The following is a 22675-nucleotide window of genomic DNA, read 5'->3' as shown; positions in this document are numbered from 1 at the left end:
CGTCAAGAGCTGCGCTGGTCGGCGGGCTGATATGTGGACTGGGTGAGGAACGCGTTCATGTCCGCCGCCATAGTCGCCTCGGTCTGCTCGTAGTTGTCGGCCGAGGCCGCGACCCGCAGGGACAGGGCGGCCAGCAGCGCGACAACGTCCTGGTGCTGGTCGTGAGCGAACTCGGCAAATCGGCGCATCGCCTGTGCCAGGTCCGGGTGGCTGGCGGGGTCGTCGGCCCAGTCGAGCACGAAGAGATCAATTTGGCCGGTCTGTAGTTGCCGGGCCAGGTCGTGCAGGGTCGCTGCCGCTCCAGTCAGCGAGCCGGGATCCACCTGAAAACCGCCTGCCATCTCATCACCCCGTATTCACGGCGAAGCGTGCCGCTCAGCGGTGCCGTCCAGCGTAGAAGGCAGGGTCAACCGCCACCAGGGCGTCCAGTCACCCTCCACGACCGAACCTACCTCGATGAGGACGAAGGGCTCGTCGTCGGCGGAATCCTCGTCGGGGACTGACCACGGCGGGACCTGCAAGGCGAAGTCGGGCCGTAGGCGGTCAGCCGAGCAGGCGGGCCACCTCGGCGTCCACTTGGCCGCCGGTCGGGTGACGTGCGAGTTCGTTGCGAACCATGCGGCGCAGGGCCGTAAAGTCGGCTCGTTCGTCGAGGCTTAAGCGGGAGACCACCTCGTGCTGAGCCGCCCCGAGGTTCGCGAGGCGCTGATGGGCACCGTCAGCGGGGTCGTAGAGCGGGATGGGCAGCTTCCAGACGTGTTTGTCCACATGCCGCTCATCCTTTCCATAGGACATCAGCGGTCGGGCGAGCTCGGTGAGGAGTGGGCTGTTCAGGATCGCGCACAGATAGAGGCCCTCCTCCAGGCATGAGATCGGTGCCCAGTAGAGGCTGTGATCGATGACGGCACCCGGTTCGTTCACCAACGCTGCGGCGACGTGCATCCCGGATTTGGAGTAGACCAGTCGCAGCGCAGGAGCAGGCATCTGGCTTGTGAGCTTGCGTCGGAAATCGAGCTGTTCAATAAGGCTGAGACGATCGCTGCGCCGATGGGCTTCCCACAGAGCTTCGGCCTGCCGCCACCAGTCGGCAAAGCCGGGAAAATAGTCGAGCCGGGCGGCGGCGCCGGCCATGAGCGTCGTGCCGTCCAGAGGTAGGACCGCTTCTCGGGCTGGCAGGATCCGGTAAGGCAGCAGGCTCTCCCCGAGCAGCACCGGCCGGACGAACTCCGACTCCACGACGCCCTCAAGCGCGGGTAGGTCCTTCCAGGGCGAATTCTCCTTGTTCCGGCGTGCCGATCGCACCGCCCGCCGGCCGGAGCGTAGGCCGAGTGGTCCGTTCGGCTGCGAGTCGACGAAGAACAGGAAGCGGGGAGTGACCGTCGCGCCGTTTCGCATCAGTGGCCGGTACGGCGACTCGGCGAGGGTGTGTCGGAGGTCGAACGGCTTCCTAGTGACGACCGCTTCGACCAGGTGCCAGGCGTCCTGTGTCACGGGTATGCGGCCGGCCCATTGTTCGGTGATGGAGGGCAGGTGGCGGTAGCCGCGCAGCCCTGCCCGGCGGCCGAAGACCACGGCGGAGCCGATGAGGAAGGGATGGGGTCGCAGGCGTCGCAGGTCCCAGGAGCCGGTGAATGCCACCCCCGTCTCCTCACCCGCGTCCTTGTACCAGCCGTTGCGGAAGCCCGCGAAGTGATCTGCGGTGAGCACCGCGCCGGGCATCACGAACGCGAAGCTGCCGCCGACCTTGAGATACCGCTGAACAGAACGAGCGACGAAGAGACCGGACAGATCCTGCTGAGTGGCGTGCTTGCCGCCGTGCCACAATCCGCGCTCGGTGGAGAGTTCCCGGAAGCCGGTCTGCATCTCCCGAGTCATGTGCCGGTATGACAGCCATGGGGGGTTGCCGACCAGGACATCGACCCGATGATCGGTGTCGCCGTCTTGGCTGGCCAGCCAGATTGGGCGGGTGAGGTTGCGGGTGTAGTAGCTCCAGATGTGGTCCCGCCTCTCGTCGTGTAGCCGGCACATCAGCTCGAAAGTCTGCCGCAGCATCGGCCGATGCTCGGCGATGATCTTCATCCGGTCGAGGAACGCCTCGATTGTGGGCGTGCCCTCGGATTCGCGGGGCTTCGCGGCGATGTCGGCAAGGCCCTTCACGATCTCGTCGAAGCACCCGGCGTCGTCGAGGAGCGCCTTGGGGAACCGAAGGTGCTCCCGCACGTTGCCGGGAACGTCGCTGACGTCGACCTTGATGTGGTCCTCATGAAAAAGATCCAGTCGTTCCTGCCACTGCATGCTGTCACCGAGGAACACCGGAATAGTGATCACGTCACGCCTACCGGACAGCCGTGGTAGACCAATGGCGATCAGATATGTGATCCGCGCAAGCGCCACCGCCACCGGGTGCAGATCCACGCCGATGACCTGATGGGAGAGCTGCGTCAAGGCGGGGCCGAGCTGATGACCGGCCGCCTCGGCTGCGGCGAGATAACGACGCACGGCGTGGAAGAGGAAAGCGCCGGAGCCGCACGCCGGGTCGAGCACCCGCTGACGCAACGGGTCGGTGACCACGGAGTCGACCATGTGCTCGGCCAGCCAGCCCGGGGTGTAGTACTCGCCCAGCCGCTTACGCGTCTCGGTACCGATCATCGACTCGTACAGTTCTTTGAGCACGTCGTGGTCTGCCTCGACCCAGGCGAACCGGGCGAGACGGCGAACGAGGCTCTGGACGAAGTCGGGCCCGCCGGGGATCTCGGTGGTCCAGCCGAAGAAGTCGTGTTCGACGACGCCCAGGATCCCGGCTCGGGCGAAGCGTTCCCCGCGGATCAGGGCTGTTGGCTCGGACCTGCTGATGTCGATGCCCATCACGAGGTGCGCGATGATATGCGCGCTGTTCATCAGCAGGGTGTGCTCGACGAACAGCATCGGATCGTCGACGAACTGCTTACCGAGTGCCCTGCCGAGCAGGTCGGCCCAGAGTCGTCGTTTCAGCCGGACCGTCGGCTCGTCCCGGTGCTCGTGGTACAGCGCCGCCAACGCTGCCCGATCGATGATGAAGGAGCTGCTGCTGGCCCCGAGCCGTAGGGCGATCTCCGCTGGGGTCGGCGTGACCCGCTGGCTCGTGGCCAGCACACCCTCGAGCCAGTAGAACAGCCTCAATCCGGACGGGCGGGCAGCCGTCAGGGTGTGCGTGTCCACCCTGGTCAAGGTCCCTAGCCGCAGATCGTACGCGTGCCAGGTCGCGCCATCAGTGAGTACACCAAGGTGCCGTTGACCGGTTTCCCAGGTGCGGAATTGGAGGTAACCGGCGAGTTGCTGCTCTGCCCGACGCAGCGCCGGCCCATGGCCGAGTTGTCGTTTGACCTCGATGACGGTGCGGCCGATCTCCACGTCGATCCGTCGGCCCTGACCTGCGGGCGCTTCGAGGTTGACTTCCCCCAACTCGTCCGCAGATAGCCCGAGATCGATGCTGAGCAGGAGTTGACGGATGTCTGCCTGGAGTGTGGCCTCCGTGCGTGGCCTACTCCGGTCCGCAAGTCGCGCCAGCAGAGACTGCAATGAATCGTGGCCACCTGCGGGCGTGCTGCCCGCAGTGTCCGGTCGGTAGTGGTCTTGGCTCTGGTCGGTGTTGCCATCCGAGCGCGCCATGTAACAGTGTGACCACGTTCTGTAGGTCCACGATAGACTGCGGCATCGCGAGAATCTGTCGCTTTCATGACTGCGAATTAGGCGCCTATCGCGTCTGCGTCAGCCTCAAGGGTGAAGTTGTCCGCGCCGGCTAGGCGGATCAGTTGGGCATCGGCGCGTTGACGTGGGTCCCGTCGCCGGGACCGCTCGTGTCATCGGCTGGACGGTCAGAGATGATCACAAATGGATGCGACCGGCCTGCGGTCTGGGCCGATTATCGTGCCCGGCCGGGCCAGCCACCTGCGACGCCCCCGCTCCTAATGTGGTGCGGACAACACCCGTCGGCACCTGCGTATTTCAGGCGCAGGACAGCGGCGCTGCTACCACGCGGAGCCGTCGCCGTGACCGCGGGTGGCGGGGGTCAACATGGGTGCCGGCGCGGAGCGGAAGCTCGTCAAGGCCATGCGTCAGGCGCTCTCGCAGGGGCCGATGCCGCAGGAGGACCTGCTCGCCGCGCTGCGGCAGGCCGGTGTACGCACCGACAGCACCGACCTCTACATCGCGTGCACGACGCACGGTCTCGCCGATCTGCGGGGCCACCTCTGGGAACCACGCGGCTGGGCGGCCCCGGCCGCCGAGACCGACATGGCCCCTCCACACCCGAGCCCGCCCACCCCACCCGGCACCCGGCGCGCAGCCGCCGAGATCCGTCGGCTGGCCTCCTCCATCGGCGTCCCGATGGACGAGCCGACCCCACCGGCCGGGCCTGTCCCCGCCGCCTGGCCCCGGATCGCCGACCAGGCGACCCGGGCGCTACATGAGGAACTCCGGGCCGTCACCGACCGGCGCACCCTCCAGGACGTACCCGTCAGCGGTGGCTTCGTGGTCGCGGAGACCACTTCCCGGAGGCTCATGCGGTTCGAGGCCGAGGGTGACCTCGGGGTGTCCGAAGGCGCCCAGGCGACGCTCGTCGTCGACGGCATGCCCATCGACGTGGAGGTGGTGTCGGTCTTCGGCAACGTCGTGACGCTGTCGGTGCCGCCGGCGGCGACCGTGCCGGAGGAAGCCGTGCTGCGCTGCGACCTCTCCTGGCTGCTCTCCTCCCAGAGCAAGCGGCTCCGCGAGCTGGCCAACGGCGGGCCGGGCTTCAACGCCGAGGCCGCCGTCGCTCTACTCAGCGCCGGCCGGACCGCCGCGCCGGACGACCTGCCGACCGTCACGGCCGAACACCTCAACCACGGCCAGCGGTACGCCGTCCAGCTCGCCCTCACCCCGGGTGTCACCTGGCTCCGGGGACCGCCGGGGACGGGAAAGACGACCACCATCGGCACCCTCGTGGCGGAACTGTGCGTACGCGGGCTGCGCGTCCTGCTCACCGCCCCCACCAACGCCGCCGTCGACATCGCGGTCAAGGCCGTCCTCAAAGAGATTCCCGAGCTGGCCGGCGGAGGGCTGGTCCGGCTCGGCCAGCCCTCCGACACCGACCTCGTCGGACGGGCCGACGGGCACGTCCTGATCGACGAGATCGCCGCCAAGCGCGGTGCTGTCCTCGCCCAGAGGCGAGTTCGGGAGGGGCAGGAGATTCGCGATCTGCGGCTGCGGCTCAAGGCCCTGCAACGGCGGCACGCGAATCTCACCGACGCCGACCAGGAGCAGCGGCTGACCCTGGAGCGGGGCCTGGCCGAGGCGACCGCCCTCGTCCGGGAACTCGACGAGGCACTGCACCAGGTCCGCCGGCAGGTGTGCCGCGAAGCCGAGGTGGTAGCAGCCACCTCGCACCAGGTGGTGCTGCGGACGCTCCGCGAACTGACCTTCGACGTGGTGATCCTCGACGAGGCGAGCATGACCACGACGGCGCTCGCGATGCTGGTGGCGGGCGCGGGCAGCGGCCACACGATCGTCGCGGGCGACTTCCGTCAGCTGCCACCGGTCGTCGTCGCCGACACCCCGTCCGCGCAGGAGTGGCTACTGAAGAGCCCTTTCGAGAAGGCCGCCGTGAACCTCGCGGTGGAGGGACAGGCCGCGCCCGGCCGGCTCGCGGCACTCACCAAGCAGTACCGCATGCGCGGTCGCATCAACGGTGTGGTGAGCGAGGCGTTCTATCCCGAGAGCCCACTCGTTACCGGGCCGACGGTTTCCACCAGGCCACGAAACAGCAGGGCGGCCTGGGCCGACGGCGAACTCGTCCTGCTGGACACCTCACGGCTGGCGGCCCGGACCGCCCGCAAACAGGGCATGTCCTCCAGGTACAACCTGATGCACGCGCAGCTGATCGCCGGGCTCGTAGCCGGCTCGGACGACGACGTGTCCAGCCTCGGTGTCATCTCGCCCTTCGCCGCGCAGGCCGGTCTGCTGGCGTCACTGCTGCCGGAGACCGGGCAGGACGGCTGGGCCGCCTCGACGGTGCACCGGTTCCAGGGCGGAGAGCGGGACATCGTCGTCTACGACACCGTGGACACCGGCCGCGGTGTACGTCCGCTGCACCGCTGGTTCACCGAGGGAGAGGCCGGCGGCACGGGTGCCCGACTGCTCAACGTGGCGGCCAGCCGCGCCCGCGACCACCTCGTGGTCGTCGTTGCTCTGGACCAACTGCACCGGCAGCGCACCGCCAGGGACGCGGTGTGGCGGTTCTTCGCACGGCTGGTCGAGCGGGGGCGGATCCGCACGGCGGAGGAGGTGCTCATTCATTCGCCGGTCACCCGACGGGTGACCCACGGCCTCATCGAGCTGCTGAACGCCGATCTGGCGGATGCCACCTCCGCCGACATGTGGCTACCTCGGGCGCCACTGGTGAATTTGAAGCCTTTGCTGCCGTCGCTGAAACTGATCGCCGAACAGGACGTCGACACCGAGCCGGTGACGGTCTGGGTGGAGCCGGACCCCGACGGCTACCTGTCCGCGGAGGCGATGGAGGCCAGACGCGAGAGCGTGAACATCCGCCCCTGCATGCCGATCCTGGAATCCAGCGCCGTCATCGACGACGTGGTCTGGACCTCGACCGGTTCGCTGCTCGGTCCCGATCCCGGCGTCGTGCTTCGTACCCGGCACGCGGCATTCGCCGACGCCGTTCGACGGGCGCAGCGGCGGCGGTCCGCCGCGGCGCCGGGCAGCGGACAGCTCGGCGACGACTGCGGTCGCTGTGCCCGTATGCTGGTCCGTTTCGAGGTGGGCCGGCGGGGCCTGCCGACCGTCGGATACGGCTGTATGAGCTGTGACGGCCCGTCCGGTCGACGCTCTCGCTTAGACACTCGTGACGCGTTCGACCTGGCTGGCGTGAACCAGCGCCGGTAGCCGCCGCCAGGTCCTTTCACGACCGGGCGCAACGGTCTGAAGTGGACGTGCGGCTGAAGTGGCCTGCTGCTTCCATCGTGATTCCCGATGCGCATGATCGAGGGCTGCACTACCTGGAGAAGTTGATCAGGGACGCGGAAAGCGAACCCGGTGGTAGCGGTGGTCGGTTCAAACAGGCCGACGACATTGCTGCCATCCTGCTGACCGTGAACTGATGCCGCAATACGGAAGGACTTCCCGCATGACGGAGCGACCGCCATACCTGGTCGAGCGGAACCCGGGGTACTTCGAGTACCAGCTACCGATCTCGGTCAAGCTCGTCGTCGATCACCATGGCCGGGTGCCGCTGTTGCGCAACGAAAGAGACGAGTGGGAGTTGCCCGGCGGGAAGCTTGAAGTGGGCGAGACGCCCGAGGACGGGGTCTGCCGGGAAGTTGCCGAAGAGCTCGGCCTGACCATCACCGAGGTCGACATCGTCGACTCCTGGGTCTACGTGATCACGCCAGTCCGGCACGTGTTCATCGTGGGCTTCGGCGCTACCTACGTCGGGGATGAGGAGCTCGTCTACTCGGCCGAGCACAAGGAACTCGGTGTGTTCACGTACGACGAGGTGCGTCATCTGCACATGCCAGAGCCCTACAAGCGGACCATCCAGCGCTGGCGCGAGCGTCGGCTGGCAGGCTGAGACCAGCGCGCAATCCAGGCGTCAAGGGGTACGCAGCAAGCCCTGCTCCTGAGCACGGACGATGGCTTCGATCCGGGAGCGTGCGCCATCTGCCGGTATACGTCCTACAACAGCCGGAACATGGCACGCTCCGAGTAGCCGGCGAGCCGAGCCAGTTCGGCGACCGTCATCCCCGCTGCGAGGTGGTGCAGCCAGGTCAACTCACCTCTGCGATTGCTTGTCGCGTTACCCCGTCGACTGCTCTGTCGCGCACCGCCGTACACGTCGGGCCTGAAGCACCTTCACTAGACGAGATCACGAGCCGATATAGAGTCGGATCAGGCTGAGGAAGTTGCGAAGCTTTGCCACCTCCGTAGGCCTGACCGGGTCCGGGTTGAAGTGCATGACGTTGTTGCGCACCTGGCGCAGCTCGTCCAGACGCGAGATGAACAAGCCGCGGTCCAGAGGCCAACCAAGCTGCCCCCAGCACGCGGCGTTGTTTAGCACGGCCTGGTACTGGCCGATCGACATCGAGTCCATCGACTTGAAGGTGAGCCGGGCTGCTACGCAGGCCTGCCGGACCGTCTCCTCGTCGAAGGTGTTCACGATCAGCTGTCGAAGCTCCTGGTCGATCTCCCCGATGAGGAAGAACGGCGTGGCCGTCTCGTCGTACTTGCGCACCACGTCGGCGGCCGTGACGATGCCGCTGATCTTTCGCTGGTCGTCGCGAACGAAGATGAAGCCGTGCTGCTGCAACGTGCCCAACACGTCCAAGAGTCGAGTGTCATAGTCGAATACCCGGTCGCGGGCCCGGCGGTCTATAGCGTCACCGAAGCTCGCATTCGGGTTCCGGTGCTTGGCGGCGGCAATCGACTCCCATGAGACGGAGCCGTGCAACTGGTGGGAGTTTGCCAGAACGGCTACCTGGGAGTAGTCGTTGATCTGCATGGCGGTGATTGCCTCTTCAAATGTTGCCGAAGGCGTCACCGAGACTAACGACATCCGGTGGGGGAACAGATTCTCCAGCGTCAAGCCGATGTCGACGCCCTCTTCGCTCAGTTCTTCGGCGGTGGCTTCGACGGTGTCGTCGGCTTCGCCAGTCTCGTTTTCCCCGTCCTCCTGCTCGGGCGGTGTGACGACCCGGATGACCCGGTCTAGGCTGACGGCTCGAAAGTCCGGACTGGTAGTCAAGCCATGATTCGCAAGATCTGCCTCAACCTGTGTGGTTGCCATCCGATCCCGATCCTCCAAGCCCCACAGGCCGATGAACTCTCGGACGGTGAACGATCGGGGCTGACCGGATTCTGCCGCCGCTCGTGCTGCTTCCAGTGTTGCGAAGCGGTGACGGACCGCCTCGGCCTCTTCCTGCGACGTGTCCTGGTCCGCAGTGACCTCGTTGGCGACGTCCTGGAGAAGTTCCAGACGAAGGCGATGTAGCGTCGGGCCGTTCCGGCCCACCTGCCAGGCAGACCACCCCGCCACCGCCCGCCGCCCCGCTACGGTGGCGCCAGCCCGCGAGGGTGTGGTGAACTCCCGGCCATCCGGCAGTCGAAGCCTGGCCCGGTCAGTCACCGTCGCCTGATGCGGAGCTTCCCCAATGCGCTGCTGGAAAAAGACCTCATCGCCCGGCTTCAGTAGGTCCGCCTCGATCAGGTCTGAGATGCGAACGCGGCGCCCGTTGAGCAGATGCTTTCGCCGTGGACGGGATGGGCTGTTCGACATGGCTGTTGCTCCATTTTGAGGTGTCAGCGTACGAGGTGCGGTCAGTTACTCGTCTTCGTTGGCCTCGATCGCGCCGTCCACCTGATCGTCGCGGGCCACAAGTACCGGATCGACGTTGAGGACCTCGCTCGCCAAGGCGAGCGCCCGTGCTTCAGCGTCAGATTTGGTGATCTCTCCTGCGGACCATTGCCAGCCGAGGTGCGCCAGTTCGTTGGCACCGACGCCGAGGACTGTTTTGGTGTAGTGGTCAACTAATCGGACAGCGACGAGATCAGCGTGCTTGTGTACTTTCCGAGCGGCCAAAACAAGCTTGCGCTCGTGCCCGGACTCACCCGCAGCCGTGTCGTAGCCAGGTGGCATCGCAGACTCGTCGCCGTTGCGCCACGCGTCGACCAAGTTCGCGATCTCCTGGTAGTCAGTCAGCAGGGTGACACGGTAGAGCGGCACCAGTTTCCGGATTGCCCAAAACAGTGCCCGCGCCTCTGCCGCCAACTCGCCGGGACCATCAAATCGCTTCTGCGTCGTCGTTGCGCCGAAGCCGTAGTGCCCGTCGCTGGCGAGGTAACCCCAGCCGCGGGGGTGGGCAGGGTTTACCGAATGCAGTTCGTACCAGCCCACGATAGCGACTTCGATGAAACTTCCAGGGACGCCCACGAGTTGGCGTAATTGCTCTTCCTTTTGTTGCTTGTCTCGCTTGACCGAGGGCATCGAGCCGGACTTAATTTCACGCGGCTTCGCTTGCCGCAGAGGCCGCGGGTCGTCGCAGATCTGTTTGGCTTTCAGAGTGGCCCATGGTTCCGGATGAACCCAAGCGCCGTCCTGCTGCCTGCAGATCACCCTGCAGTTCTGACAGATGTGCTCGCTGGTGCTAACGACCTCTACCAAAGCAACTGCGCCCATCGCTCGGCCTCAAGTCGTCGCAGCCTAAACGCTGATCGACCAGTGGGGTGTCGCGAATCTGACTCGCCCGATGATGAGACCGTCAGGGCAGGTCAACCCCGGTAAGGGGTGCAGTAGCATGCGGCGGTGATCCGCTCATGAGGCCGACCATCGCTGCCGACACCCTGCGTCGGACCCTCACCCAGTACCTGACCACCACCTTCGGTCTGACCGAGGACGGCGTACGTCATGGTTTGGAGGGTTTCCTCTCCCACTCGGAGCAGGGCATCTTCCGTGGCCCGTACCTGCGGATCCGCACCCCCTTCCGCCCGGCGGAGGGCGGCTGGCGGGCGCACCTCGACTGGGCGCCGGCCGACTTCACCCCTTACCTGCATCAGGCGAACGCATTCGCCCGGCTGTCGACCAAGGGCAAACCGGCCGAGCCGACCCTGATCACCACCGGCACCGGCTCGGGTAAGACGGAGTCGTTCCTGATCCCGGTGCTCGATCACTGCCGCCGACAGAAGCAGCAGGGCAGAGCCGGCATCAAGGCGATCCTGCTCTATCCGATGAACGCCCTCGCGACGGACCAGACCCAGCGGATCAACGAGCTGCTCACCGACCCGGCGCTCAGCCAGGTCACCGCCGGTCTCTACATCGGCGACGTGGCGGCCATCGAGTACGCGCACGTCTTCACCAAGCGGTCGGAGATGCGGCGCACCCCGCCGGACATCCTGATCACCAACTACAAGATGTTGGACCTGTTACTCCAGCGCGCCGACGACCTGCCGCTGTGGGAGGGCGCTGAGCCGGCGTACGTGGTGCTGGACGAGTTCCACACCTACGACGGCGCGCAGGGCACCGACGTGGCGATGTTGTTGCGCCGGCTCGCCGCCGCGCTCGGCCTCGATGAGCCGGAGCGGCCACTCGGTCCGATCTGCCCCGTCGCCACCTCCGCAACGCTCGGCGAGGGCGGCGGCCGGGACGGTCGTACGGCGATCCGCGAGGTCGCCGAGCAGGTCTTCGGCGTCGCCTTCGATGCCGGGTCGCTGGTGGGGGAGGACCGGTACGAGGCCGGCGAGTTCGTCGCGAGCCAAGACTTCAGCCTGCCGCTGCCCAGCCCGGAGCAGCTCGCGGCCGTCGACGACCGCGATACCGAGCTGATGATGGCTGAGGTGGCGGAGTTGGTCGTCGGCGAGCGCTGTCTCGACAACCCGACGCGCCTTGGTGGTCTGCTCCGCCAGCATCCGTTGACGAAGGCGGTGCTCGATTCGCTCCAGGCGCGGCCGTGCACGCTCGACGAGATCATCGACGTGTTGCCCCGCAAGAACGCGACCGGCTGGGGCAGCGTGATGAAGACCCCGCCGGAGATCACGGAGAAGGCTCTCGCCCGGTTCGTCGGTCTGCTGTCCGTCGCGCAGAACCCGGAAGCTCCCGGACGTCCGCTGCTCAACATCGAAACCCACCTCTGGGTACGCGCCGTCTCCCGCCTGCTGCGCGGTACCTCCCACCAGGCCGCCTTCGGCTGGTACGGCGAAGCGCCGCGTGAGCTCGACCCGTACGCCACAGAAGTGGACGTGGTGGTGGCCGACAACCGATACCCCCGGCTGCCGGCCATCTACTGCCGGCACTGCGGCCGCTCGGGCTGGATGGCGTTGTCGCCGGAGAAGGATCCGCAGGAGCTGGAGACCGACCCGGACAAGATCTACCGCGCCAGCGTCGGCCGGGACAAGCGCCGGGTCCGCGCGCTGATCGCCGCGACCGACGACGAGGTACGCCAACGCTCCCGTGGCCTGCTGGTCCTGGAGTACGGCCGTCGGGTGCGCCCCTTCGACGAGCACCGCGACCGCGAGCCCACCGACGACGCCATCGTCGTGCTCGGTGACGTGCTCGACATCGACGGCGCGGAGAAGGACCGCTGCCCGTCCTGCGAGCTGGACCACGGCGTCCGCTTCCTCGGCGCCGGCCTGGCCACCCTCGCCTCGGTGGCGATCACGCAGCTCTTCACCGGTGGGGAACTCGACGCGGCTGAGAAGAAGACGCTGCTCTTCAACGACTCGGTGCAGGACGCGGCGCACCGCGCCGGTTTCGTCGCCAACAGGTCCTACTCGTTCTCCCTGCGCTCGCTGCTCGCCGGTCGGCTCACGGCAGGGGAGTCGATCGGGCTCGACGACCTCTTCGTCCGGATGGTCGAAGAGGCAGCCAAGCCGGAGATTCTTTCCACGGTGGTGCCGCCGGACCTGCACGACCAGCCCGGTGTCGACGCCCTGCTCGGCGGTGAGCACAACGGGAGCCGGGAGACCTGGGAGCTGATCAGCGAACGGCTCGTCTTCGCCACGGTGATGGAGACCGGGCTGCGCTCCCGCCAGGGCCGCACCCTGGAGTTGACCCGCAGCGTCGCCGTCGAGGTGGCCCTCGACGATCCGGCGCGAGCCGCCGCGATCTGCCGGGATGTCCACCTCACCGGTCCCGGCCACCTCGCGATAGCACCGCCGGACGACGCCCGCTACCTCGCCTTCCTCCGCGGCCTGCTGGAGCGGCTGCGTGTCCGCGGCGCCGTGTTCCACGAGTGGCTGGTGCCGTACCTGAGGCGCGGGGGCACCCGGTGGCAGATCTGGGGTGGCCGGCCCGCCGGGATGCCCGCGTTCCCGAAAGGGCTGTCCGCGCCCGCTTTCCTGCTCGCGACGCCGAAGTCCCGCTCGGAGTTCGACGTGATCACCGCGCGGGGCAACTGGTACCAGGACTGGACGTCGCGCTGCCTCGGCCTCGACCCCGGTGACGCCGCCGGCTTCCTCAGCCGGCTGCTGCCGGCCCTCGCCGTCGCCGACGTGGTTGCGGTCGGCGACACGGAGGACGGCAACACTGTGTACGGGCTGATGCCCGGGCACCTGCGGGTAACCCGGCTCGACGACGCGTCCGCCGTCACGGCCGGGGTCGGCTGCGACACCTGCCACTGGCAGCAGACCGAGCATCCTGACCGGGTTGCCGACTGGATCGGGCAGCCGTGCCGGCAGTACCGCTGCCGTGGCCATCTCCAGGTCGTTCGCGACGACACTGCTCCCGACGACTACTACCGGCGGCTCTACCTGGACAGCCCGGTGTTTCGGGTCGTCACCGGCGAACACACCGGCATGCTCACGCGCGCTCAGCGGGAGACGGTGGAGAAGGAGTTCCGCGACGGCGTTCGCTACACCGACCCGAACGTGCTCTCCTGCACGCCCACCCTGGAGATGGGCATCGACATTGGTGCTCTCTCCGCGGTGGTGCTCGCGTCACTCCCGCACGGCCCGGCCAACTACGTCCAGCGGGCGGGCCGCGCCGGCCGCAAGAGCGGCAACGCTCTGGTACTGACCCTGGTAGGGCGGACGGAGCGGGATCGCTACTACCTGGCCGACCCGCGCGACATGATCGCCGGCCAGATCGTGCCACCCGGCTGCTTCCTGTCCGCCGTGGAGATCCTGCGCCGCCAGTACCTGGCACACCTGATCGACCTGGCCGCCCGTGGCCGCCTCGCCGGGGTGCTCCCGATGCCACGGCGGGCACACGTGCTGTTCGGGCCGACCGGCTGGCTGACCGGCCTCGCCGAGGCGGGTCGCCGCGACAGCGGACGGCTGGTGGAGGGCTTCCTGAGTTTGTTCGGGGACAAGGTCCTTCGCGCTGCCGCCGATCAACTGCGGGAGTTCGCAGCCGATGGCATCGTCCACCGGGTCAAGGAAGCCGACGAGGTCTGGGACTCCCGACTGGCCGACCTGCGGCGCCGGATGCAGGAACTCGCCGCCGCGCGGGGCACGCTCGTGTCCAGCGACCCGGACCACGCCCGCGAGATCAAGATGTTGAAGGCGGAGGAGGGTGCGGTCCGTTGCCGACTGCGGGAAGTCAGCGCGGCTGCCGCGCACGGCACGATGGTCGAGTTCGGTCTACTGCCGAACTACGCGCTCATCGACAGCCGGACCGACCTCGAAGCCACCCTGACCTGGGAGGACAAGGTCGACGGCGATCGCCGTTTCCACAGCGAGCTGCGCGAGTACGCCCGCCCCGCCCGCCAGGCGCTGGTCGAGATCGCCCCCGGCAACAGCTACTACGTACGGGGTTACAAGCACGAGATCTCTGGGCTCGACGTCGGTCCGGCGGACCGGCCAGCGTACGAGCAGTGGCGGATCTGCGCCCAGTGCGGCTATGTCCGTACCCACCTCGCGAAGGAGGACACCAGCGCCTGCCCGCGCTGCGCGGACCAGGGCATTGCCGACCACGGCCGACTGTTCCAGGTCCTCCAGCCGACCCGGGTGCTCAGCCGCGACAAGCGCGACGACGCCCGCATCCGCGACGACAGCGACGACCGGGACCGGCGCTTCTATGCCACCACCATCGCCGTCGACGTTGATCCGGCGAAGGTCGATTCGTCCTGGCGGCACGCCCACGACACGTTCGGTGTCGACTACAGCCGACACGCGATGATCCGTCACTTCAACCTCGGCGCGCAGCGTTACGACCGGGCGGCGGAACTCTTCGCGGGCGAGGAGGTGCGGATCAACCGGTTCCACACCTGCACCTCCTGCGGCGGAACCACGGTCGACGGTGCGCCCGCGATAAGTCAGCAACTCGCGGCGGAAACCTCGGGGTCGACAGTCGTGAAGGGCGCCGAACACCACCGCCCCTGGTGCCCGTACCGGCGGTCGCCAGCCGCCCCGGACGCCCACGTGGACCTGATCCTCGCCCACGAGTTGGAGACCGAGGCGCTGCGCATCCTGATCCCCGCCGCCACCGCCGTGGTCCAGGAGCGCATCGCGTCGTTTGCCGCCGCCATCCGGCTCGGCATCGCCGCGCAGTACGGCGGCGACCCTGCCCACCTCCAGGCTATTTCGGCCACCATGCCGGACGGGCAGAGCGACGGGACGCGGAACTTCGTGGTCGTCTACGACACTCAGCCGCAGGGCACCGGCTACCTGCACCGCCTCGCCAAGCCGGAGGAGTTCCGCGCGGTCCTCGAGTTGGCGCGGCAGCGGATTGCCGACTGCGTGTGCCGGCACGAAGGCAGGGCCGTTTGTCACCGCTGCCTGCTCCGTCATGCGCGTAACGAGCACTTCGCCCTGATGAGCCGCGACGAGGCGTTGGGGATGCTGGACAAGCTCCTCGACACCTGGGACGTCGAGGAGGGCACCCGGACTGACGAGATCTCGCTGATCCACCAGGTGGAGAGCGAGCTGGAAATGCGTTTCCTCACCAAACTGTTGACGCTTGGCGAGACACCCAACTCGGGCCTGCGAATCGATCGGCGAACCGACCACGACGGTGCGCGCATCGCCGACCTGCGGTTCGTCCGGGACAACGGTCAGAGCGTCACCCACTGGCAGATGAAGTTGCAGAACACCGTTCGTGGCACCCGCCCCGACGTCCACTTCAAACGCCTCGACGCCCCGTCGCCGGAGGTGGCCGTCTACCTCGACGGCTTCAAGTATCATGCCTCGTCCCAGTACAACCGCCTCGCGGACGACGCGGAGAAGCGGGCCCGGCTGCGCGCGCACGGCTACCTGGTCTTGGCGGCCACCTGGGACGACGTCAAGACCTGGGGCGGCACCGACGGACAGGGGCGGTGGACCCCGTACGGCGGGGTCAGTAAGCAGGCGGCCCGGGAGAGGTACCGGCAGTTCCTCCCTGGTGCGGACCCGGATGAGTTGGAGGAGACCATCTGGGTAAACCCGATCGAGCAGCTGATGCGCTTCCTCGCAGAGCCTGATCTCACCCGATGGCAGAAGCGGGCGGAAGCCACGCTGGCCGGTTTTCTGAAGCAGGCCCGGGACAACACCGCCACCGACTCCGGTGGTGTGGCGGAGCGGCTCCTGGCGGCATTGCGTGGCGAGCCGCTGCCCGGCCCGACCCCGGGCAAAATCATGGTCGCCCGCGCCCGGGACAATGCCGACTGCCCGGTGATTCTCGTCGTCGACGGACGCGCCAAGCCCTTGCCGACCTGGTCCGCGCTGACCGTCCTCGATGACCTGCCGGCAGCTGTGAGCGGGCCAGGCCACAAGGACCGCTGGGCTGCGTGGCTCGCCTGGGGCAACGTCATCCAGTTCCTTGGCAACGGTGGCGGCGACGCCGGTCAGCTCGCTGTGTCCACCCTTGACACCTTCGAACCGGCCTCGCTGGCTGTCACCGAGGGCACCGGGCTGGCGCTGGCGCAACGCGCACTGCCGCTCGACGAGGAGACGGCGACGTGGCTCGGCGCCGTAGCCCAGCCGACGACCACCGAGCCCGAAGTGCTCGACACCGAGTCGCCGTGGCGAGACGTCCTGCGCTACCTGGACCCGGACGAGAAGACACTGGACCACCTTGTTCAGCAGCTCGCCCGGCAGGACCTGCCGGCCCCGGTTGTCGGCTACGAACTGGGAGACCAGGGGTGGCCAGCCGAACTGGCTTGGCCCGAGCGCCGAATCGCGATCGTGCTCACCGGACCGTCGGGCGACCCGGAGACGGAAGACCGCGATCAGGCGTACGCGAACGCAGGCTGGCACGTTCGCACCGCGCGGGAATGGTCAGTTGACGAGTTGGCGGCAGAGATCAAGGCGACGAGCGGGGGAGAACGTCGATGAGCACCGGAGTAACAACTCTGCGGATGCTGGATCGCGCCGACAAGGAGGTCATGAAGCTCACCCGCGCCGACATCGGGGCGGTCTACGAGTTCATGCACAAGTTCCGGCACAACCCGGAGAACCCCGGGCTCAACCTCAAGGCGCTCAACGGTGAATCCCGGCTGATGTCCGCCCGGGTGAACAAGGACTACCGAGCGCTGCTGCTGCACATCGCCGCGCGCGACTACCTGCTCGTCGCGGTCAAGCACCGCGGTGAGGTCTACGACGACCTGAGCCGGTACGCGTACCGCATCAACCGGATCACCGGCGGCATCGAGGTCGTCGACATGGCACCCGTCGGTGACAGCATCATCGGCCGGGTCGTACCGCCCGAGATTGAGCCCGAGCCCGCGCAGAAGCCGCTCTTTGACACCTACACCGACACCCAACTGTTGGAGCTCGGCGTCTCCGAGCTATTGCTGCCGCAGATCCGGGAGCTGACCACCGAGACGCAACTCCTGGAACTGCTCGACCGGGCACCGCAGCTCACCACCGACGTCCTGTTCGCGCTCTTCGACGGCACCCCCTACGACGAGGTGCTTCAACAGGTCACCGAACCTGTCCGGGCCGACGAGCCAGTCGACCCCGAGGACTTCGAGGCGGCCGTCGAACGTCCCGCCACCCAGGTGACCTCCGACGACGAGGCCCTGCAGGCGATGCTCGGCGAAGCGTTTGAACGGTGGCAGATCTTTCTGCACCCCACCCAGCGGAAGCTGGTCGAGCGCCCGTACAGCGGCCCCGCGCGGGTCGGTGGCGGCCCCGGAACCGGCAAGACGATCGTCGCCCTGCACCGGGTGGCGCACCTTGCGCGGCAGTTGCCGCCCGGTGTGGACAAGCCGATCCTGCTGACCACCTTCAATCGGAACCTCGCCGCCGACCTGCGGACTCGCCTGATGGCGCTCGGCGGGCAGGAGTTGGTGTCGCGTGTCGACATCGTCAACATCGACCGGTTGGCCAGCCGGGTGGTGGCCGAAGCCAAGGCGGGGGGCAGCCGTCGCGTGGTGGACGACAACCGCGTCCTCGAACTGTGGGATGAGTTCCTTCTGGAGACCGGGGAGACCGGCTGGGAGGCGGAGTTCCTGGCCGCCGAGTGGACTCAGGTGGTCCTCGGTCAGGTGCTCAATTCGCGGACCGACTACTTCAAGGCCCGCCGCCCCAACCGGGGCCGCAGTCTCACTCGGGCTGAGCGGGACCAGATCTGGCAGCTGACCGAGCGCTTCGCCACCTGGCTGGAAAATCGTGGCGTCTGGACCTGGCGACAGGTGGCGCAACGGGCCGCCCGTCTCGAAATGGACCGTACCGCCCAGAACACGGGCGTAGCAGGCGAATCGTCCGGCGGTTTCTACCGGCCGCGCTACCGCCACGTCGTGGTCGACGAGGCGCAGGACCTCAGCGCCGCGCACTGGAAGATGCTTCGCGCCATGGTCGCGCCAGGTCCCGACGACATGTTCCTCACCGGCGACACCCACCAGCGTATCTACGACAACCACGTCACGCTGGGCAGCCTGGGCGTCAACATCCGCGGGCGGTCGTCCAAGCTCACGCTGAGCTACCGCACGACCCGGCAGATCCTCGCCGACGCTCTACAGATCATGACCGGTGAGGTGTACGACGACCTCGACGGCGGTGAGGAGAATCTGGCCGGTTACCGGTCGCTGCTGCGTGGTGGCCGACCCGTACTTCGTGGCGCCGCCACGTGGGGGCAGGAGCGGGATCTGATCGTCGAGCAGTTGCGCAGTTGGGGCAACCCAGCGGACGGCTCGGTTGCCATCTGCGTACCGACGAAGGACCTGGCCGCTGAGGTCATCAGCCGGCTGGAAGGTGAAGGCCTGGCGGTGGTGGAGATCGGGCCCGATGGCCCGAAGCGCCCCGACGGCGTGCACATCGGCACGATGCACCGGTTCAAGGGCCTTGAGTACCAGCGCATGATCATTGCTGGGGTCAGTGATGGCCTGGTGCCGCGGCAGATGATCGGCAGGTACCGGGACACTGACCCGAAGCGCTACCAGCGCGAACGCCAGCGCGACAGGTCTCTGCTCTTCGTCGCCGCCACCCGGGCGCGGGACGAGCTTGCCCTGTTCTGGCATGGCACGCCCAGCCCGTTCCTGACCGGGCGGCTCGTGCAGCGACAGCTAGCCTGAGTGCCGGCTTCTGCTGAGGCGAGGTCATGCAATGCGGGGAGGCTGTGAGTGCACGCGGGGGACCGTATCGGTGACCGGTACGAGTTGACGTATCCAGTCGGTCGCGGGGGAATGGGCCAGGTCTGGGCTGGCTTCGACGAGCGGCTCGACCGGCCGGTGGCGATCAAGTTTCTCCGGCAGTTGGAGGTGCCGGAGAACGAGCGTGAGACGGCAGGCAAGCGTTTTCGGCGGGAGGCGAGGGCTACCGCGAGGCTCGACCATCCCGGCGTGCCGGCCGTGCACGACCTGGGCGTACACGGTGAAGACCTCTTCCTCGTCATGCAACTCGTGCCGGGGATCGTCCTCGCCGACCACGTCGCCGAGCAGGAACGTCTGTCAGTGGCCGAGGCGGCTTCGATCGCCGCACAGGTCTGTTCGGTACTCGTCGCCGCCCATGCCGCCTCCCTCGTGCACCGAGACCTCAAGCCGCAGAACCTCATGATCACGCCAGCCGGGGTGGTCAAGGTGCTCGACTTCGGTGTGGCGGCACTGCTCGGCCCGGCCGAAGCGTCCCGCCTCACCGCAACCGGTCGTACCCTTGGGACCCCCGCCTACATCGCGCCCGAGCAGGCCCAGGGCGGCCCGGTCGGGCCGTCCGCCGATCTGTACGCCTTGGGCTGCGTCCTCTTCGAGATGCTCAGCGGGAACCCTCCCTACGAGGCGTCGAACGCCCCGGACATGATGCGCCGTCACCTGTATTCGCCGACTCCCATCATTACCGAGTACCGATCGGACGTACCCGACGACCTGGCCCACCTCCTCTATTGCCTCCTGGCTAAGAGTCCAGCCGAAAGGCCGACGTCGGCGGGCGAGGTTCGCCAGCTTCTGATGCCGTTCCTCGATGAGGACGATTCGCAAGGGCTCGTGGTTGGCCGAGCCGACAACAGGAAGGCCAGCGCAACACCGCACGCAGTTCCGGTGCCGCCGCCGAGGTCACAACAGGAACTGGCGAAGTTGCGGGCCCAGGCAAGGCAACTCACCGAAAATGAGTGCTTCGTCCAGGCTGCCGAGGTGTTGAAGCGAGTCCTCCGCTCGGTGCCAGAAGGCAGAGGCGTGCTGGACGCTGCTGAGGTCACGTCGCTACGAGCGGACATCGCCAGCCTCTTGATGTTGGCGGGCGACTTTCGGCAGGCCCGGCACGCCTTCGAGGCCCTGGCCCGAGACCTCGACCGGTCAGACGGCAAGCAGGACCTTGCGCAGGAGTGCCGCCGTCAGGCTCTGGCGTGCGAGCTTGAGATGGGCGAACAGGCTGATGCCATCCAGCCATTCTCGATCCGCTGACCACAATGAGCAAAGTCTCTGCCCTCGACCAGATAACGGCTTTTCCCGTTGACTGCTGATGAGGATCGATCGGGCGATTCGACTCTTCGGCGTGTGGCCGTAGCCAATATTCCATCGTGCAACGTTGCATGACCTTTCCCGGCAACATGCGCGGGCTGCGACAAAGAGTATCCATCCGCGACGGTGCCATTCCTGCGGTGAACGTTGCAAGTCTGGGCTGCCCGACCGCAAGCTGACCACAGCGCCGCGGTCGACAGGTTCTCTCCGAACGTCCGCTGCGCTTTCCAGGACTCAGCCGTCCACGACCAGGAAGGCGGACGGAAATTGAACACTCATAACCAGCGCCCAACAATCTCGGCGGTCGGAGGTGCGACCTATCGCTCCGCCGCGTACACCAGTCTGTTGCCATGGCAGGTGCGTGAGCGCCGCTTCGCGCCGGTCGGGTTCGGACGTCGCGGTCTGAACCCCGATGACGTGTACGCCTTCCTCGACCGGGTCGCCGTCGACATGGCCGCGGTCTACGCCGCCCTCGCCGAGAGCCGCCGCGAGACCGCTCGGATCAAGGCCGGCCTGCGTCGTTGGCAGACCGATCAGGCCCGCGCCCGCAGCGAGCAGGGCCAGGGGCGATGAGCCGGCGGTTCGTCGTCCACCTGCCCGTCGTCGCCGCCGACCTTCCCGCCGCGCAACGCCTGGCCCGGGTCATCGGCCGATGGATGCTGGTGCTGCCGACGACGGACCCGGGGGAGACCACCGTCTCCGAAGAGGACCATCAGCTCGTCCGGCACCGGGTCTTCTGTGACCTGCGAATGCCAGGCGGCCGGCGCTGCCTGCTCCGTGACGGCCATGATGGTGCCTGCTCCCGCCGCCTACGCCGCTGACCAGTCGGACCGCTCCAGCCGAGGTCGCTGCGGGCCCCGCCCTCGATCGGTCGTCACGTCACCAGGCGGTAGTTAGGGACGCGAGGGTGGCGTTCCTCAGGCGGCAGGTCCATCGGTCGGACGGTGACTCCATCCGGAATAGGCGCCCGACACACGTGAATACCCTCCAGGCAGGTGTCGCACCAGAACGAGACGTACCCGGCATTGGCTGCGGGCTGTGCGGTGATGGCCATCCGTAAGGTCGGCTGGCCGCAGTTCGGGCAGGCAAAATCCGACGTGGCCGGCAGCGCACGGTAGACGACGTCGTACGCCGTCTGCCATTCATCGAAGGTGGCCATCGCGCCGCATCACCTGGTCGGCCCGAAGGGGCACCATGGCGACGATGCGGCCATCGGTGTCGGTGAACTCGTGGTTGTACGCAGTCAGGGGGCTGTCGAAGACGTCGACGACGGTTCCTACCGCACCCGCAGGCAGCTGTTCACCTGGCAGGGCCTCTCGAAGCTCGACCACGTCGTACAGCGCCACCCTGTCATCCTTCCTCGCGCGGGAACTGGTGATCGTGCGGCCGGCGGCAGAGCTGCGGGGCCTCATCGGCTAACCAGGGTCTTGCGTCTCAGAAAACCCTGCGGAATAGGTGGCGTCCACCAACTCCTGAAGATGGCGGATGACGTCGACCTTGTGCTCGGTCTCCGGCAGTTGTCGCTCGCCAGTCGTCACCAGCCCGTCGCGCCAGTGGCTGACGATCTCCTGCTGAGTGGGCGCAGGCAAGTCACCGATCCAGAGGGAGCCGAGGTTGTTGTCGACGATCTCCTGCAGGTGGTCGGCGGTCTGCCGCTCCGAGAGACGGGAGATCAGGAACTCGAGCGTCCAATCGAACAACCCACCGGTCGCGGTCCAATCGACGCCGGGTCTCAGCACGATGATGCTAGCCATTACTTCCTCGGCAGTAGTTGCTGTGGCACCTGCAAGTGATGCTTGGTGGGTGTCAGTGGTATCCGAGGATCCGAGTCGCTTTCTCGCCAACCAGCCGGAGTTGATCTCCTCGGAGGTCGGGCACGCGATAGTCGTTACCACGCACCGTTGCGAGGAATCCCGTCTCGTCGAGTCGGCGCTCCGCCGCGTCGAGTGCGGCGTCGTCGGCCCACATGTCGACCCTCCCCAGGGGACCATTGTCGGCGGCAACCAGCCGACATCACCGGCACGCTATCAACCAGTCGCGCTCCGTGTATGCCCCGCGGGGCGTTAGCACCGAGAGTGTGGCGCCAGGCGTCTCGCCACCCCGCGTCGCATCGTCGATCATGGAGTTGTGGTGGGTAACAAAAGCCCCAAAACAACGCCAAACCGGCACCACAACTCCATGATCGACCGAGCCGGGCCGCGATCTTGCACTTTCTGTCGCGACAAGTTGGGCAGATCTGCGCATCTTGACCACCGAAACTGCAAGACGCTTCTATGTCTGTGGTGATCGGTTCGGTCGGTTGCCGATAGGGTTCGGCGTCAATGATCATTTGGGTGACTCGTTGCCGA

At 67.2% G+C, this 22675-nt stretch carries 16 protein-coding genes; 8 read left to right on the top strand and 8 right to left on the bottom strand.

Going from position 1 to position 22675, the window contains the following annotated elements; genetic code table 11:
• Positions 1 to 2: 2 nt before the first annotated feature.
• Both AB0C15_RS29840 and AB0C15_RS29835 read right to left on the bottom strand, forming a co-directional pair.
• The gene (locus AB0C15_RS29840) at positions 3 to 341 is read right to left on the bottom strand and encodes a hypothetical protein (RefSeq protein ID WP_357357553.1); all 339 of its coding nucleotides are present in this window, start codon (positions 339 to 341) and stop codon (positions 3 to 5) included.
• A 202-nt stretch (positions 342 to 543) separates the two neighbouring features.
• The gene (locus AB0C15_RS29835; RefSeq protein WP_357357550.1) at positions 544 to 3648 is read right to left on the bottom strand and encodes an N-6 DNA methylase; all 3105 of its coding nucleotides are present in this window, start codon (positions 3646 to 3648) and stop codon (positions 544 to 546) included.
• Positions 3649 to 4038: 390 nt separating this feature from the next.
• On the opposite strand from AB0C15_RS29835, the gene AB0C15_RS29830 reads away from it, so the two are divergent.
• From AB0C15_RS29830 to AB0C15_RS29820, 3 genes are read left to right on the top strand one after another with little or no spacing between them, the layout of a single operon-like run.
• Positions 4039 to 6918 carry an AAA domain-containing protein gene (locus AB0C15_RS29830; protein ID WP_357357548.1) on the top strand — a complete coding sequence of 960 codons (2880 nt, stop codon included), beginning with the start codon at positions 4039 to 4041 and terminating at the stop codon, positions 6916 to 6918.
• Between the two features lie 41 nt (positions 6919 to 6959).
• Entirely contained in the window at positions 6960 to 7133 is a 174-nt protein-coding gene (locus tag AB0C15_RS29825; RefSeq protein WP_357357546.1) for a hypothetical protein, read from the top strand.
• A gap of 26 nt (positions 7134 to 7159) precedes the next feature.
• The gene (locus tag AB0C15_RS29820; protein WP_357357544.1) at positions 7160 to 7603 is read left to right on the top strand and encodes an NUDIX domain-containing protein; all 444 of its coding nucleotides are present in this window, start codon (positions 7160 to 7162) and stop codon (positions 7601 to 7603) included.
• Between the two features lie 294 nt (positions 7604 to 7897).
• Here the strand turns inward: AB0C15_RS29820 and AB0C15_RS29815 are convergent, their stop codons facing one another.
• Both AB0C15_RS29815 and AB0C15_RS29810 read right to left on the bottom strand, forming a co-directional pair.
• Positions 7898 to 9304: a CBS domain-containing protein gene (locus AB0C15_RS29815; RefSeq protein ID WP_357357542.1), complete on the bottom strand. Its 1407-nt coding sequence runs from the start codon at positions 9302 to 9304 to the stop codon at positions 7898 to 7900.
• Between the two features lie 45 nt (positions 9305 to 9349).
• A complete protein-coding gene (locus AB0C15_RS29810) occupies positions 9350 to 10204 on the bottom strand; it encodes a hypothetical protein (protein WP_357357540.1) in 855 nt (284 codons plus the stop codon).
• Between the two features lie 137 nt (positions 10205 to 10341).
• On the opposite strand from AB0C15_RS29810, the gene AB0C15_RS29805 reads away from it, so the two are divergent.
• The 5 genes from AB0C15_RS29805 (at position 10342) to AB0C15_RS29785 (ending at position 21148) form a co-directional block, all read left to right on the top strand.
• Positions 10342 to 16770 carry a DEAD/DEAH box helicase gene (locus tag AB0C15_RS29805; protein ID WP_357357537.1) on the top strand — a complete coding sequence of 2143 codons (6429 nt, stop codon included), beginning with the start codon at positions 10342 to 10344 and terminating at the stop codon, positions 16768 to 16770.
• The gene (locus AB0C15_RS29800; protein WP_357357535.1) at positions 16767 to 18950 is read left to right on the top strand and encodes a UvrD-helicase domain-containing protein; all 2184 of its coding nucleotides are present in this window, start codon (positions 16767 to 16769) and stop codon (positions 18948 to 18950) included. Before AB0C15_RS29805 ends, AB0C15_RS29800 begins: the two co-directional genes overlap by 4 nt.
• 48 nt (positions 18951 to 18998) lie before the next feature.
• Complete coding sequence (locus AB0C15_RS29795) at positions 18999 to 20270, top strand: serine/threonine-protein kinase (RefSeq protein ID WP_357357533.1); 1272 nt, start codon at positions 18999 to 19001, stop codon at positions 20268 to 20270.
• 324 nt (positions 20271 to 20594) lie between these two features.
• Complete coding sequence (locus AB0C15_RS29790; protein ID WP_357357530.1) at positions 20595 to 20900, top strand: DivIVA domain-containing protein; 306 nt, start codon at positions 20595 to 20597, stop codon at positions 20898 to 20900.
• Positions 20897 to 21148 carry a hypothetical protein gene (locus AB0C15_RS29785; protein WP_357357528.1) on the top strand — a complete coding sequence of 84 codons (252 nt, stop codon included), beginning with the start codon at positions 20897 to 20899 and terminating at the stop codon, positions 21146 to 21148. The genes AB0C15_RS29790 and AB0C15_RS29785 overlap by 4 nt, the downstream gene beginning before the upstream one ends.
• Positions 21149 to 21201: 53 nt before the next feature.
• On the opposite strand, the gene AB0C15_RS29780 is transcribed toward AB0C15_RS29785, so the two are convergent.
• From AB0C15_RS29780 to AB0C15_RS29765, 4 genes are all read right to left on the bottom strand, one after another.
• The gene (locus AB0C15_RS29780) at positions 21202 to 21486 is read right to left on the bottom strand and encodes a hypothetical protein (protein ID WP_357357526.1); all 285 of its coding nucleotides are present in this window, start codon (positions 21484 to 21486) and stop codon (positions 21202 to 21204) included.
• On the bottom strand, positions 21470 to 21673 hold the full coding sequence (locus AB0C15_RS29775) for a DUF4926 domain-containing protein (protein WP_357357524.1): 204 nt from the start codon (positions 21671 to 21673) through the stop codon (positions 21470 to 21472). Before AB0C15_RS29775 ends, AB0C15_RS29780 begins: the two co-directional genes overlap by 17 nt.
• Before the next feature lie 69 nt (positions 21674 to 21742).
• Positions 21743 to 22081 carry a hypothetical protein gene (locus AB0C15_RS29770; RefSeq protein WP_357357522.1) on the bottom strand — a complete coding sequence of 113 codons (339 nt, stop codon included), beginning with the start codon at positions 22079 to 22081 and terminating at the stop codon, positions 21743 to 21745.
• A 52-nt stretch (positions 22082 to 22133) separates the two neighbouring features.
• Positions 22134 to 22295, bottom strand: coding sequence for a hypothetical protein (locus tag AB0C15_RS29765; RefSeq protein ID WP_357357520.1), 162 nt, complete (start codon positions 22293 to 22295; stop codon positions 22134 to 22136).
• Between the last annotated feature and the right edge of the window lie 380 nt (positions 22296 to 22675).

This window comes from Micromonospora sp. NPDC048835 (assembly GCF_040649995.1).
Classification (GTDB): Bacteria; Actinomycetota; Actinomycetes; order Mycobacteriales; family Micromonosporaceae; genus Micromonospora.
This window is presented reverse-complemented; position numbering and strand designations above follow the sequence as displayed.

Bases quoted from the DNA above. Each gene is read 5' to 3' on its own strand.
- AB0C15_RS29840 (WP_357357553.1), bottom strand. From the start codon at position 341: ATGGCAGGCGGTTTTCAGGTGGATCCCGGCTCGCTGACTGGAGCGGCA.
- AB0C15_RS29835 (WP_357357550.1), bottom strand. From the start codon at position 3,648: ATGGCGCGCTCGGATGGCAACACCGACCAGAGCCAAGACCACTACCGA.
- AB0C15_RS29820 (WP_357357544.1), top strand. From the start codon at position 7,160: ATGACGGAGCGACCGCCATACCTGGTCGAGCGGAACCCGGGGTACTTC.
- AB0C15_RS29815 (WP_357357542.1), bottom strand. From the start codon at position 9,304: ATGTCGAACAGCCCATCCCGTCCACGGCGAAAGCATCTGCTCAACGGG.
- AB0C15_RS29810 (WP_357357540.1), bottom strand. From the start codon at position 10,204: ATGGGCGCAGTTGCTTTGGTAGAGGTCGTTAGCACCAGCGAGCACATC.
- AB0C15_RS29805 (WP_357357537.1), top strand. From the start codon at position 10,342: ATGAGGCCGACCATCGCTGCCGACACCCTGCGTCGGACCCTCACCCAG.
- AB0C15_RS29800 (WP_357357535.1), top strand. From the start codon at position 16,767: ATGAGCACCGGAGTAACAACTCTGCGGATGCTGGATCGCGCCGACAAG.
- AB0C15_RS29785 (WP_357357528.1), top strand. From the start codon at position 20,897: ATGAGCCGGCGGTTCGTCGTCCACCTGCCCGTCGTCGCCGCCGACCTT.
- AB0C15_RS29780 (WP_357357526.1), bottom strand. From the start codon at position 21,486: ATGGCCACCTTCGATGAATGGCAGACGGCGTACGACGTCGTCTACCGT.
- AB0C15_RS29770 (WP_357357522.1), bottom strand. From the start codon at position 22,081: ATGGCTAGCATCATCGTGCTGAGACCCGGCGTCGATTGGACCGCGACC.
- AB0C15_RS29765 (WP_357357520.1), bottom strand. From the start codon at position 22,295: ATGTGGGCCGACGACGCCGCACTCGACGCGGCGGAGCGCCGACTCGAC.